General features: G+C 49.0%; 16 protein-coding genes. 8 read left to right on the top strand and 8 right to left on the bottom strand.

Features of this window, described 5'->3' with window-relative positions:
- Positions 1–90: 90 nt before the first annotated feature.
- From EC843_RS22915 to EC843_RS22900, 4 genes are all read left to right on the top strand, one after another.
- Positions 91–2,232: a lysine decarboxylase LdcC gene (locus EC843_RS22915; protein WP_064539756.1), complete on the top strand. Its 2,142-nt coding sequence runs from the start codon at positions 91–93 to the stop codon at positions 2,230–2,232.
- A 56-nt stretch (positions 2,233–2,288) separates the two neighbouring features.
- Entirely contained in the window at positions 2,289–2,678 is a 390-nt protein-coding gene (locus tag EC843_RS22910) for a VOC family protein (protein WP_064539754.1), read from the top strand.
- Between the two features lie 63 nt (positions 2,679–2,741).
- A complete protein-coding gene (gene tilS, locus EC843_RS22905; RefSeq protein WP_064540229.1) occupies positions 2,742–4,052 on the top strand; it encodes a tRNA lysidine(34) synthetase TilS in 1,311 nt (436 codons plus the stop codon).
- Entirely contained in the window at positions 4,049–4,360 is a 312-nt protein-coding gene (locus tag EC843_RS22900; RefSeq protein WP_064539752.1) for a cytochrome c, read from the top strand. Before tilS ends, EC843_RS22900 begins: the two co-directional genes overlap by 4 nt.
- Positions 4,361–4,414: 54 nt before the next feature.
- On the opposite strand, the gene rof is transcribed toward EC843_RS22900, so the two are convergent.
- Together rof and EC843_RS22890 are read right to left on the bottom strand one after the other, a co-directional pair.
- Positions 4,415–4,675, bottom strand: coding sequence for a Rho-binding antiterminator (gene rof, locus EC843_RS22895; protein WP_121815684.1), 261 nt, complete (start codon positions 4,673–4,675; stop codon positions 4,415–4,417).
- A complete protein-coding gene (locus tag EC843_RS22890) occupies positions 4,662–4,862 on the bottom strand; it encodes a YaeP family protein (RefSeq protein ID WP_064540227.1) in 201 nt (66 codons plus the stop codon). Before EC843_RS22890 ends, rof begins: the two co-directional genes overlap by 14 nt.
- A 204-nt stretch (positions 4,863–5,066) precedes the next feature.
- On the opposite strand from EC843_RS22890, the gene EC843_RS22885 reads away from it, so the two are divergent.
- The 3 genes from EC843_RS22885 to nlpE are packed head-to-tail and all read left to right on the top strand — an operon-like array spanning position 5,067 to position 6,762.
- Positions 5,067–5,609 (top strand): YaeQ family protein, encoded by a 543-nt coding sequence (locus tag EC843_RS22885; RefSeq protein ID WP_064539748.1) that lies wholly within the window; start codon positions 5,067–5,069, stop codon positions 5,607–5,609.
- Entirely contained in the window at positions 5,609–6,028 is a 420-nt protein-coding gene (gene arfB, locus EC843_RS22880) for an alternative ribosome rescue aminoacyl-tRNA hydrolase ArfB (RefSeq protein ID WP_064539746.1), read from the top strand. The genes EC843_RS22885 and arfB overlap by 1 nt, the downstream gene beginning before the upstream one ends.
- Before the next feature lie 38 nt (positions 6,029–6,066).
- On the top strand, positions 6,067–6,762 hold the full coding sequence (nlpE, locus tag EC843_RS22875) for an envelope stress response activation lipoprotein NlpE (RefSeq protein ID WP_121815683.1): 696 nt from the start codon (positions 6,067–6,069) through the stop codon (positions 6,760–6,762).
- Between the two features lie 63 nt (positions 6,763–6,825).
- Here nlpE and proS read toward each other — a convergent pair whose 3' ends face one another.
- The 6 genes from proS to metN form a co-directional block, all read right to left on the bottom strand.
- Complete coding sequence (proS, locus tag EC843_RS22870; protein ID WP_121814267.1) at positions 6,826–8,544, bottom strand: proline--tRNA ligase; 1,719 nt, start codon at positions 8,542–8,544, stop codon at positions 6,826–6,828.
- A gap of 113 nt (positions 8,545–8,657) precedes the next feature.
- Complete coding sequence (tsaA, locus tag EC843_RS22865) at positions 8,658–9,365, bottom strand: tRNA (N6-threonylcarbamoyladenosine(37)-N6)-methyltransferase TrmO (RefSeq protein WP_064539741.1); 708 nt, start codon at positions 9,363–9,365, stop codon at positions 8,658–8,660.
- On the bottom strand, positions 9,362–9,766 hold the full coding sequence (rcsF, locus tag EC843_RS22860; protein ID WP_064539739.1) for an Rcs stress response system protein RcsF: 405 nt from the start codon (positions 9,764–9,766) through the stop codon (positions 9,362–9,364). The genes tsaA and rcsF overlap by 4 nt, the downstream gene beginning before the upstream one ends.
- A 114-nt stretch (positions 9,767–9,880) precedes the next feature.
- Complete coding sequence (gene metQ / locus EC843_RS22855; RefSeq protein WP_133523112.1) at positions 9,881–10,696, bottom strand: methionine ABC transporter substrate-binding lipoprotein MetQ; 816 nt, start codon at positions 10,694–10,696, stop codon at positions 9,881–9,883.
- Between the two features lie 45 nt (positions 10,697–10,741).
- The gene (locus EC843_RS22850) at positions 10,742–11,395 is read right to left on the bottom strand and encodes a methionine ABC transporter permease MetI (RefSeq protein WP_064539735.1); all 654 of its coding nucleotides are present in this window, start codon (positions 11,393–11,395) and stop codon (positions 10,742–10,744) included.
- On the bottom strand, positions 11,388–12,419 hold the full coding sequence (gene metN / locus EC843_RS22845) for a methionine ABC transporter ATP-binding protein MetN (RefSeq protein ID WP_064539733.1): 1,032 nt from the start codon (positions 12,417–12,419) through the stop codon (positions 11,388–11,390). The genes EC843_RS22850 and metN overlap by 8 nt, the downstream gene beginning before the upstream one ends.
- A gap of 188 nt (positions 12,420–12,607) precedes the next feature.
- Here metN and gmhB point away from each other — a divergent pair, with 188 nt between their 5' ends.
- Positions 12,608–13,174, top strand: coding sequence for a D-glycero-beta-D-manno-heptose 1,7-bisphosphate 7-phosphatase (gene gmhB / locus EC843_RS22840; RefSeq protein ID WP_064539732.1), 567 nt, complete (start codon positions 12,608–12,610; stop codon positions 13,172–13,174).
- The last annotated feature ends 131 nt before the right edge of the window (positions 13,175–13,305 follow it).

The following is a 13,305-nucleotide window of genomic DNA, read 5'->3' as shown; positions in this document are numbered from 1 at the left end:
ACTTTAAAAAGCTTTACACCACTGAGCTTGTCCTCAGCCTGATTTCAATAAACTATGCTTACTTAAAGGTTTTTTGCCAGGAGGTAAGCGTTGAATATTATTGCAATCATGGGCCCGCATGGTGTTTTCTACAAAGATGAGCCAATTAAAGAGTTACATAAAGCACTGGAAGTGCAAGGTTTCCGGCTCATTTACCCCACCAACAGCACCGACCTGCTTAAACTCATCGAACATAATCCGCGTATTTGTGGTGTCATTTTTGACTGGGACGAGTACAGCATGGACTTATGCAGCGAAATTAATGCGCTGAATGAATATTTGCCGCTGTATGCGTTTATCAATACGCACTCTTCGCTGGATGTCAGCGTCAACGAAATGCGCATGGCGCTGTGGTTTTTTGAATATGCTCTCAGTGCCGCCGACGACATCGCCCTGCGCATCCGTCAGTACACCAACGAGTATCTGGATAACATCACTCCGCCGTTAACTAAAGCGCTGTTTAACTATGTTAACGAAGGAAAATATACCTTCTGCACACCTGGCCACATGGCGGGCACTGCCTACCAGAAAAGCCCGGTCGGCTGCCTGTTCTACGATTTTTTTGGTGCGAATACTCTCAAGGCAGATGTCTCTATTTCGGTGACAGAACTGGGATCGTTACTGGATCACACAGGGCCGCATCTGGAAGCCGAGGAATACATCGCCCGTACTTTCGGTGCTGAACAGAGCTACATGGTGACTAACGGTACATCGACGTCGAATAAAATCGTTGGTATGTACGCAGCTCCTTCTGGCAGCACGGTGTTGATTGACCGTAATTGTCACAAATCGCTGACGCATTTGTTGATGATGACGGATTTGGTTCCCATCTGGCTCAAGCCGACTCGTAACGCGTTGGGGATTTTAGGCGGTATTCCGAAGCGTGAGTTTATGCGCGCGAGCATCGAAGAAAAGGTGGCGAACACTGAAAATGCGCAGTGGCCAGTTCATGCGGTCATTACCAACTCGACATACGACGGCTTGCTGTATAACACCGAATTTATCAAACAAACCCTGGATGTTCCGTCTATCCACTTTGACTCCGCCTGGGTGCCATACACCAATTTCCATCCGATTTATCAGGGGAAAAGTGGCATGAGCGGCGATCGGGTCGTGGGAAAAGTCATTTACGAAACTCAATCCACACACAAGTTACTGGCAGCGTTCTCACAAGCATCTCTGATTCATATTAAAGGGAATTACGACGAGGAGACTTTCAACGAAGCCTACATGATGCACACCACGACCTCGCCAAGTTATCCGTTGGTGGCGTCGATTGAAACGGCTGCAGCGATGCTGCGTGGTAACCCAGGTAAGCGGTTGATCAACCGTTCAGTAGAACGTGCGTTGCATTTTCGTCGTGAAGTTCAGCGTTTACGTGAAGAGACTGAGGATTGGTTCTTCGATATCTGGCAGCCGGAACACATAGACGAAGCGGCTTGTTGGCCTATTTCACCAGGCGAAGAAGACTGGCACGGCTTCAAAGATGCGGATGCCGACCATATGTACCTCGACCCGATTAAAGTCACCATTCTGACGCCGGGCATGGATGAGTTAGGTACGATGGCCGAGCAGGGGATCCCTGCGGCATTGGTGGCGAAGTTCCTTGATGAGCGTGGTGTGGTGGTTGAAAAAACCGGGCCGTATAACTTGCTCTTCCTGTTCAGTATTGGCATCGACAAAACCAAAGCTTTAAGTTTGCTGCGTGGTTTGACGGAGTTTAAACGCTCTTATGACCTCAATCTGCGGGTGAAAAACATGCTGCCAGATTTGTATGCCGAAGACCCAGATTTTTACCGCAATATGCGTATCCAGGATCTGGCGCAAGGCATTCATAAACTGATTAAGCAGCACAACCTTTCCGATCTGATGCTGCGGGCTTTTGATGTGTTACCGGAAATGAAAATGACACCGCACAAAGCCTATCAACAACAAGTGAAAGGCAACGTTGAAACGGTCGAAATTGAACAACTACTAAACCGTGTCTCGGCTAACATGATCCTGCCGTATCCGCCGGGTGTCCCGGTGGTGATGCCTGGTGAGATGATTACCGATGAAAGCCGCGCCGTGCTCGATTTCTTGCTGATGCTGTGCTCGGTTGGAGAACACTATCCCGGCTTTGAAACCGATATTCACGGCGCTAAATTGGGTGACGATGGCATCTACCGTGTACGAGTCTTAAAAACGGTTTAGGGTCTTGATTTAGCAAGGCGCGATAGTTACCGTGCGGAAAAGATAAAGGAGCACTTATGCTGGGTTTAAAACAAGTTCATCACATCGCGATTATTGCTTCGGACTACCCAATCAGTAAGCATTTTTACTGTGACATTCTCGGCTTCACGCTGCAGGCAGAGGCTTATCGTGAAGAGCGAGATTCATGGAAAGGGGATTTGGCGCTGAACGGGCAATATGTCATTGAGCTGTTCTCGTTTCCTTTTCCGCCTGCAAGGCCAAGCCGCCCGGAAGCTTGTGGGCTGCGCCATTTGGCGTTTAGCGTTGATGACATTGATAGCGCGATTGTTCATCTTGAGAAGCATGGCGTGAAGTGCGAACCCGTGCGTATCGATCCTTTCACGGATAAACGTTTTACTTTCTTTAGTGACCCAGATGGCTTACCGCTGGAGCTTTATCAGCAGTAACACTTGCCTCATATCTCGTTGCCCAGTAACGTGCTGGGCAAATCCTTATTCAAACTACTGATTATGCAACTTCGTCCTCTATTCACATTACTGCATCCGCACCAACAATTGCTGGTGGCGTTTAGTGGCGGGCTGGATTCCACGGTTTTACTGCATCAATTGGTCACACTGCGTGACAGCCAGGCTGCAAATTATAAAATTCGTGCAATGCACATTCATCACGGCTTAAGCCCTTTCGCTGATGATTGGGCTGAGCATTGTCAGAAAGTGTGTTTGCAATGGAACGTGCCATGCGAAGTCAGACGAGTGCAGTTAGCCGACGACGGATTAGGCATTGAAGCTCACGCCCGGGCAGCACGTTATCAGGCGCTGACGGAAGCATTACTTCCTGAAGAGGTGCTACTCACAGCACAACATCTCGACGACCAATGCGAAACGTTTTTGTTGGCCCTAAAGCGTGGAAGTGGCCCTGCGGGATTATCCGCAATGCCAGTGCGCTTGCCTTTGGGCGAGACGGAATTAATCAGGCCGTTGCTCGGGCAAGCGCGTCAGCAGTTGCAAGCATGGGCGGATGAACACCAGCTAACCTGGATAGAAGACGAAAGTAATCAGGACGACAGCTACGACCGTAATTTCTTACGGCTGCGAGTGCTTCCTGAAATCCAACAGCGCTGGCCTCATTTCCCGCAAAGCGTGGCGCGCAGTGCGGAGTTGTGCGCTGAACAAGAACAACTACTTGATGAGTTGCTGGCCGAACAACTCGATGAACTCATTCAGTCTGATGGATCGTTGTTAATTGAGCCTATGCAGCCGTTGAGCGAGGTTCGTCGTGCCGCGCTGTTACGCCGTTGGATTGCCAGACAGAAAGCGGTGATGCCTTCCAGAGCAGCACTTGTGCGTTTATGGGATGAAGTGGCAACCAGCCGTGAGGATGCCAATCCGCGGCTGAAGTTTGGCTGCTATGAAGTCCGTCGTTTTCAGGGCGCGCTGTACTGGTTGCCAATAATCCATGGGTTAGGTGATGAAGTGGTTCGCTGGGCTGCGCCTTTCGAGCCATTAATCTTGCCCGACGGTTTGGGAGTGGTTCAACTTGTGGCAACCGGGCAAGAGATTCGTGCACCGCTGGATAACGAACCGGTGAGTATTCGATTTAAGGCTACCGGGCAGCTCCATATTGTCGGGCGGGATCGTGGCCGTAGCCTGAAAAAAATCTGGCAGGAATTTGGCATTCCGCCATGGCTACGCGAGCGAACACCGCTGTTATATTACGGCGAAAAATTAATTGCCGCTCTGGGCGTTTTTGTCACCCAGGAGGGAAGGGCAACAGAACAATCATGCTGGCATGTCGACTGGCAAAAGGAGAATCAGCAGTGAAGAGAATATTTATTTTGGCCGGTGTGCTGGTGTGCGCTCAGCCTGTATGGGCAAAAGGTGATGCCGCAGCCGGTGAACAGAAAGCCATGATGTGTGTGGCCTGTCATGGCGCAACCGGGAAAGTTTCTGTACCGATGTACCCGAATCTGGCGGGGCAAAACCAGGCGTATCTTGAGCACTCATTGCAAGCGTATAAAAAAGGCGAACGCAGTGGCGGACAAGCGGAAATCATGAAGGCTTACGTCAGTGGTTTGTCTGATGAAGATATTAGCAATCTGGCGGCTTACTACGCGTCCATGAAACCGTAGTAAAAAAAACGGGCAGCCAAGTAAGGCTGCCCGCGCATGCGGATACTTTGCGTATCAGGACTCGCTAACTACGACAGTCCCAATTTCAGGATGGCTGAAACTGGTTATTTTATCGAGACGAACTTCGCGAGTGGCGCCGGCATCATCGACAATCAAATATTCGATGTTCTTACGAGATACCAGGTCACTGGCTTTCGCCTTGAAAACTTCTCCGCTCTTTAATTCCAGCGTCAATAATAAGTGATGCTGGCAGGCGAGCTCGAGATTGTCATAATCATCACAATTGATGGGTTGATAGGCATCATTCATTGACATAATCGCTCACCAGTAAGTTCGCGGCAGCATACGCCGCCTGTTCCCTGATAGATTCTGGTTGTGCTTCGTTGGAAGCCACTTCGTTCAGCACCTTCAAGACGCAACCTAGTGCATCCGGAATGTAACCCAAATCTCCGCTGGCTATTTCCGCATAGCGCTTTCGTACTAATTCACAATACTTTTCCACACGCCCTCCTTTCAGAGTCCCGACCTCAGACTTAATCGTGGGATGCAAGTTAAGCCTACGAAGATAAACTCTGTTTAGCAAGGTGACTATACCACAGTGATGAAAGCGATATCAGCAGCGTAACTCTCTACATCAGTGAATACATAACAGCGTTTTAGCGAGGTTTTCGTTACAATGACTGCCTAATTAGTGTGGAGAAGTGTGATGGCGTTAAAAGCGACAATCTATAAAGCGATGGTGAATGTTGCCGATCTCGATCGAAATCAGTTTCTGGATAGCAACCTGACGCTTGCGCGCCATCCTTCGGAAACTCAAGAACGCATGATGCTGCGTTTGCTGGCGTGGATTAAATATGCCAATGAGCGCCTGCAGTTTTCTCGCGGATTAAGTGCTGAAGACGAGCCTGAAATCTGGCAGCGCAACGATCATATGGGCATCGACTTGTGGATTGAACTCGGTCTGCCGGAAGAAAAACGCCTGAAAAAAGCCTGTAGCCAATCTGCAGAAGTGGCGCTGTTTACTTATAACAGCCGTGCCGCAGAAATCTGGTGGCAGCAGCATCAAAATAAACTCAAGCAATACCAAAACTTGTCTATCTGGTACCTGGATGATGAGCAACTGGCGAAGCTGTGTGAGTTCGGCACGCGCTCAATGAACTTGCAGGCCACGATTCAGGATGGTGCGATTTGGCTGTCTGATGCTGAGAATAATCTCGAAATTCACTTCACGGCCTGGCAGCATCATTGATGATTGTCGTCTCTCGTGCGGTAGCCATACCGGACAACGAAGTCACCATTACGGCTATCCGCGCACAAGGAGCGGGTGGCCAGCATGTGAATAAAACCTCAACGGCAATCCATTTGCGTTTTGACATTCGAGCCTCCAGCCTGCCAGAGTATTATAAAGAACGCTTATTGGCGGCCAGCCATCATCTGATTACGCCTGATGGTGTGGTTGTGATTAAAGCGCAGGAATATCGTAGCCAGGAAATGAATCGTGAAGCGGCGGTGGCAAGGCTCGTTTCCTTGATTCAGGAATTAACCGTTGAGCAGAAAAACCGTCGGGCGACCCGGCCTACACGCGCGTCAAAAGAGCGCCGTCTGGCATCGAAATCACAAAAATCTACGACTAAGTCGCTACGAGGAAAAGTCCGTCGCCCTGAATGACGAACGGCAAAGAAATTGACCAGCAGAAGGAAGAGATGGTGAAAAAAATACTATTGTCAGCTGTGGCTGTGTGCAGTTTGTTCGCTCTTTTTGGCTGTAATAACCGGGCCGAAGTTCAAACGTTGCAGCAGACGCAAGTTGCAGAGCTGCAACCGATGCAGCAAAGCTACCGTGGTGTTTTACCTTGTGCGGATTGCTCAGGAATTGAAACCTCGCTGTTTTTGGAAAAAGATGGCTCGTGGGTCATGAATCAGCGCTACGAGGGCGCGAAAGAGCCAGCGGTATTTGCCTCATATGGCAGTTGGGCGCGTACGGCTGATAAATTAGTGTTGACCGCAAGCGACGGTGAAAAGCTCTACTTCCGTCCTAAAGGTGATAGCCTGGAAATGTTGGATAGGAGTGGCAATCCCATTGAGTCACAGCTCAATTACACGCTACAGCCGATGAAAGACGCTCTGCCTGCGACACCAATGACCATGAAAGGCATGTATAAGTACATGGCTGATGCGGCAATTTTCCAGGATTGTGCGACAGGGAAAACCTTTGACGTTGCCAGCAATGCTGAACTTGAGCGTGGCTATGCGGCCGCACGTGGCGAGGATTTCCAGCCCGTGTTGCTGGTGGTTGAAGCGCACTTTGCCTTACAGGCTTCACCTGATAGCGGCGAATTGAGAAAAACAGTGGTTGCAGACCGGGCCGCTAAGTTCGAGCCGAAGAAAACCTGCCACGACTAATCAAATGAATAAAAAAAGCCCCGCTAAGAAATTAGCGGGGCTTTTTACTGAACACAATTGTTGTTAGCGTTTAATCTGCGCCAGCAGGAAATCAATGATTTCGCTGGTTTTGATCATCTGCTTCTCGCCTTCACGACGGTTTTTGTATTCGACTTCTTCGCTATCAAGGTTACGATCGCCGATAACGACAGTGTGCGGAATACCAATCAGTTCCATGTCCGCAAACATTACGCCTGGGCGTTCTTTGCGGTCATCCATCAGTACTTCAATGCCTTTGGCACGCAGAGTCGAATACAGCTCTTCTGCCAACTCTTTCACACGGAAAGATTTGTGCATATTCATTGGCAGAATAGCAACCTGGAACGGAGCAATCGCATCTGGCCACAGAATGCCACGGTCGTCATAGTTCTGCTCAATGGCAGCTGCTACTACGCGAGTCACACCGATACCGTAGCAACCCATTGTCAGCGTCTGGTTACGACCATCTTCACCCTGAACAGAGGCTTTCATTGCTTCTGAATACTTGGTGCCGAGCTGGAAGATATGACCCACTTCGATACCGCGTTTAATCAGCAGCGTGCCTTTACCGTCCGGGCTTGGGTCGCCTTCAACCACGTTACGGATGTCGGCAACTTCTGGCAGCGCAACATCACGTTCCCAGTTAATACCAACCAGGTGTTTACCGTCGATGTTTGCACCCGCAGCGAAGTCGCTCATCGCCGCAACAGTACGGTCAACAACCACCGGAATAGGCAGATTGACTGGGCCAAGTGAACCAGGGCCTGCTTTAACAACTGCACGAATTTCTTCTTCGGTCGCGAAAGTCAGTGGGCTGGCAACCTGTGGCAGTTTCTCTGCTTTGACTTCGTTCAGTTCGTGATCGCCACGAACCAGCAGAGCAACCAGAGGATAAGCACTCCCTTCGGTGGCTTTGACCATCAAAGTCTTCACTGTTTTTTCAACTGGCAGATTGAACTGCTCAACCAGCTCAGCGATGGTTTTTGCGTTCGGGGTGTCGATCTGCGTCATTTCAACAGTCGGTGCCGCACGGCCGCCAACTGGAGCAACCGCTTCAGCAAATTCGATGTTAGCTGCGTAATCAGACTCGGTTGAGAAGATGACATCATCTTCGCCGCTTTGTGCCAGCACCTGGAATTCGTGAGATGCACTGCCGCCGATAGAACCGGTATCAGCTTCTACTGCGCGGAAATCCAGACCCATACGGCTGAAGATTTTGCTGTAAGCCTGATACATCGCATCGTAAGTTTCCTGCAAGGATTCCTGAGAAGTATGGAAAGAGTAAGCGTCTTTCATCAGGAATTCACGGGAACGCATCACGCCGAAACGTGGGCGAACTTCGTCACGGAACTTAGTCTGAATCTGGAAGAAGTTCAGTGGCAGCTGTTTGTAAGAGCTGAGTTCATTACGAATCAAGTCAGTGATGACTTCTTCGTGAGTTGGGCCGAGGACAAATGGACGATCGCCACGGTCAACAAAACGCAGCAGCTCCGGGCCATACTGCTCCCAACGACCGCTCTCCTGCCACAAATCTGCGGGCTGAACCACGGGCATGCACATCTCGATGGCACCGGCGTTGTTCATCTCTTCACGCACGATGTTTTCGACTTTTTTCAGGACACGCAGACCGGTCGGCAACCAGGTATACAAACCTGAAGCGAGTTTACGGATCATCCCGGCGCGCAGCATCAGTTGATGACTGATGACTTCGGCGTCGGCTGGTGTCTCCTTCAATGTGGAGAGCAGATATTGGCTAGTACGCATGTTGTTACGGTTCCATTTGAACGGCAGATAACTGGCTACCTGAGTAGCCTGATGCAAAATAAGTGTTTTAGTTTACCAGTGTGGCAGGAATGTCAAAAGAGAAGGGCGATAAATTAACGGTTCTCAACGGCAAACACTTCTGAACCTAGCTCGGTAACACGCCAGCGGACGTTAAAATCCAGCAATAAAACGGCGTAGCTTTTACCTGGCTCTTCAGCTTTGCGATAAGCCGGGCGAGGGTCCTGAGCCAGTACCTGACGGATGAAACGCTCAATGTGGGGAAAACGTTTCTCAAGCAGCAATAACTGCTGCTGTACTTCAGGTGTGAAATAAACCGGCATATCGGCTGCGGGGGCGTTTTGCGCGTATCCCGCAATGGCTTCTGGTACAGCTTCAGCAAATGGCAAATAAGGTTTGATATCAACCACCGGTGTGCCATCGACCAAATCGAGACTCCCCAATTGCAAAATGACCTGATCTTTTTGGCAGCGAATGCCTTTCAGTTCAACTAATGACATTCCAATGGGATTTGGTCGGAATGTCGAACGCGTAGCGAAAACACCCATTCGGGCATTGCCACCCAGACGAGGTGGGCGCACCGTGGGCCGCCAGCCGCCTTCCATCGTTTGATGAAAAACAAATAGCAGCCATAAATGACTAAAGCCTTCGAGGCCACGAACCGCATCTGCCACGTTATACGGTGGCAGAAAATGCAACTCGCCACCGCCATCAGCCACTAAACCGGGCTGACGGGGAACGGCAAACTTCTCTTTATAAGGGGAGCGAATAACGCCAATCTGCTCAAAGCTAAACGCTGTCATTTTGCCGATACGTTCAATGCCGAACCTACACAAACGGCCTGCCGGTAGCAACCTGGTGTGCCGCTGGTAACATCACAGCTATGCAATAACACCGCGTTGGCTTTCATTTTTGATGCGTTGACTTGCAAGCGTTTGCGGGCAGTTGGGATATTCGGTGGAGAATCTTGATTGCTCACCTGGCATGAATCGCCGCTGACTTCACCGAGATCACGGAAAGGTTTACCCACTAACTCTTCAGCATTGGTATAGATTTTTACGGGGGCAGGGCGCACGACTTTTGGTTTTGCAGGCTCCTGTTTCGGTGGTGTTGCGGTGCTTTTGATGGGCTCAACAGGGGATCTGCTTAGCATCGTACAGCCGCTCAGCATGACTGCTAATAAACAGATCGGTAAAGCACGCATAATTTTTCCTCAATGAATGATAAAACGCGATTATTGAATCAAGCTATTGCACAAATAACAAGACGGGCTTTCGCCCGCCTTAGTATATTTACGCAAAAATAAAAGAATGGAAACTTACCAGCCTTTTACTGCGCCGCCGTTGAAGACTTTGTTTGCTGCTTCGTAAACTTCGTCAGACTGGTAAGCCTGAACGAATTTCTTCACGTTTTCTGCATCTTTATTGTCTTCGCGGGAAACGATCAGGTTCACGTATGGAGAGTCTTTGTCTTCAACGAAGATACCATCTTTCGCTGGAGTCAGGTCAATCTGGCTTGCGTAAGTGGTGTTGATGATAGCCAGCGCAATCTGAGCATCGTCCAGGGAGCGTGGCAGCTGTGGAGCTTCCAGTTCAACCAGCTTCAGATTTTTAGGGTTTTCAGTTACGTCCAGAACGGTTGGCAGCAGACCCACGCCATCTTTCAGTTTAATCAGACCTTGTTTTTGCAGCAGCAGCAAAGAACGGCCAAGGTTAGTTGGGTCGTTTGGCAGAGCGATTTGCGCGCCAGCTTGCAGTTCATCTACAGATTTGATTTTTTTGGAGTAACCAGCAATCGGGTAAACGAAAGTATTGCCTACACCAACCAGTTTGTAGCCACGGTCTTTGATCTGCTGATCCAGGTATGGTTTGTGTTGGAAAGCGTTAGCATCGATATCGCCCTTGCTCAGTGCTTCGTTAGGCAGAACGTAGTCGTTAAAAGTAACCAGCTCAACATCCAGGCCGTATTTCTCTTTTGCGACTTTCTGCGCAACTTCGGCAACCTGCTGCTCAGCACCAACAATGACGCCTACTTTAATATGGTTTGGATCTTTCTCGTCCTGACCACAACCCACTAGTGCCAGAGAACCAATCAGAGCACCAACTGCCGCAAAGGTTTTAAATTTAAAAGACATATCCTTTCCTTACTATGTGTAAAAAACGATGTTGTGTTGAACGTATTATTTGTGAGTTACAGCTCGGACGATACGATCGCCAGAGAATTGAATTAAATACACTAATACTACCAATAACACTAATACCGTATTCATCACGGTAGCGTTATAACCGATATAACCATACTGATAACCAATCTGACCTAAGCCACCGGCACCAACGGCACCGCCCATCGCGGAATAACCTACGAGAGTAATCAGTGTAATGGTGGCTGCATTTACCAGACCTGGCAGTGCTTCTGGCAGCAGAACTTTGCGGATGATTTGCATTGGAGTTGCACCCATTGCGCGTGAAGCTTCAATCAGACCCGATGGGATTTCTAACAGGGCGTTTTCCACCATACGTGCGATGAACGGTGCTGCACCTACGGTTAATGGAACGATTGCCGCTTGCAGGCCAATTGAAGTGCCGACAATGGTGCGGGTAAACGGAATCATCCATACCAGCAATATAATGAACGGTATAGAACGGAAGATATTCACTAACGCCGAAAGGCTGTTATAAAGCTTGGCGTTCTCGCTGATTTGACCCGGACGTGTAATATAGAGGAGCACACCAACAGGTAGCCCAAGCACGAAGCCAAAGAAGCCAGACACAAAAGTCATTGCCAGCGTCTCATACACTCCTTTAAGGAGTAACCACATCATTGGCTCAGACATAACCCAGCACCTCTACTTTTACATGTTGCTGCTGCAAGTATGCGATCGCAGCGTCCATATCCTGATGTTCTCCATGCAACTCGCACAGCATAATGCCGAACTTCACGCCACCGGCGTAATCCATCTGCGCGCTGATGATATTGCTATTCACATTAAAGCGACGGGCGGTTTCGGAAAGTAACGGCGCATCAACCGATTGGCCGGTAAACTCCAGGCGCAGCAATGGAACGGTATCTCCACTCTTTTCTGTACTTAAGCGTTGCGCGTAATCCTCAGGAATATCCAGATGCAGAGTGGACTGAATAAACTGTTGTGCAAGTGGTGTCTTCGGATGAGAGAACACTTCACTTACCGTATCTTGTTCTATTAATTCACCGTCGCTAATCACCGCGACACAATCACAGATGCGTTTTACAACATCCATTTCATGGGTAATCAATAGAATAGTCAGACCAAGGCGGCGGTTAATATCTTTCAACAGTTCGAGAATGGAACGTGTTGTTGCTGGATCAAGCGCGCTGGTGGCTTCATCGCATAGAAGAACTTTCGGGTTGCTTGCCAGCGCTCGAGCAATCGCAACACGCTGCTTTTGTCCACCAGACAGGTTGGCTGGGTACGCATCGTGCTTTTCGCTCAGACCGACCAAATCGAGTAATTCAGATACGCGGCGTTTGATTTCTTCGCGCGGTGTATTGTCCAACTCTAAAGGCAAAGCGACGTTGCCATACACAGTGCGGGAAGAGAGTAAGTTAAAGTGCTGGAAAATCATGCCAATCTGACGACGTGCTTTGGTTAGCTGGCTTTCAGAAAGAGTCGTCAATTCCTGGCCATCGACCAGAATAGAACCTTGTGTTGGACGCTCAAGCAGGTTCACACAACGGATCAATGTGCTTTTCCCTGCACCAGATGCGCCAATCACGCCATAAATTTGCCCAGCAGGAACATGCAGACTAACGTTATTCAACGCCTGTATGCTGCGGTTACCTTGCTGGAACACTTTGGTGATATTAGAAAGTTTTATCATTAGGTTATTTATTATCGTATGAGTGTAAGCCGTGGCATTTTCTGCTGCCGATAACGGGCGATGACCGTTATCGATATGGATGTTAAGGCATCCAGACGTCTAAATCAATCAGCGAATGATTGTCTGTTCTCGCCCAAATAGTAATTCATGCGATACTACACCAAATCCCCAGTATCAGGAGTTTCCAAGTGGCACAGTCTGTTCCCGCTATTTTTCTCGATCGTGATGGCACCATTAATGTTGATCATGGTTATGTCCATGAAGTTGATCAGTTTGAGTTCATTGATGGTGTGATTGACGCAATGCGTGAGTTAAAAGCAATGGGTTATGCGTTAGTTCTTGTCACTAACCAGTCTGGCATTGCCCGTGGCATGTTTACTGAAGCTGATTTTGAAAATCTGACTGAGTGGATGGACTGGTCCTTAGCTGACCGTGGTGTTGACCTTGATGGTATCTATTATTGCCCACATCACCCTGAGGCAATAGTAGAAGAGTTTCGCCAAACCTGTGATTGTCGTAAACCACAACCGGGGATGCTGCTCTCAGCTCAAGAGTTTCTTCATATAGATATGGCTTCTTCTTATATGGTTGGAGACAAGTTAGAAGACATGCAAGCAGCTTCAGCGGCACAAGTCGGGACAAAAGTATTGGTTCGTACAGGTAAACCGGTCACTGAGCAAAGCGAAGCCGCAGCTGATATTGTTATTAATAGCCTCGCAGACCTACCAAAAGCGATAAAAGCGCGTCAAAAATAGACGTTACGCTCAAAAGTTAAACGGTTGGCAATTATTTTGAAAATAGGGGTTGTCAGCCTCCAGAAAATCCCTATACTGCGCCTCCACTGACACGGCACAACGGCTTACAAACCGGCCCGTCAGCCAGATGA

This window comes from Buttiauxella sp. JUb87, from assembly GCF_004361975.1.
Taxonomy (GTDB): Bacteria; Pseudomonadota; Gammaproteobacteria; order Enterobacterales; family Enterobacteriaceae; genus Buttiauxella; species Buttiauxella ferragutiae.
This window is presented reverse-complemented; position numbering and strand designations above follow the sequence as displayed.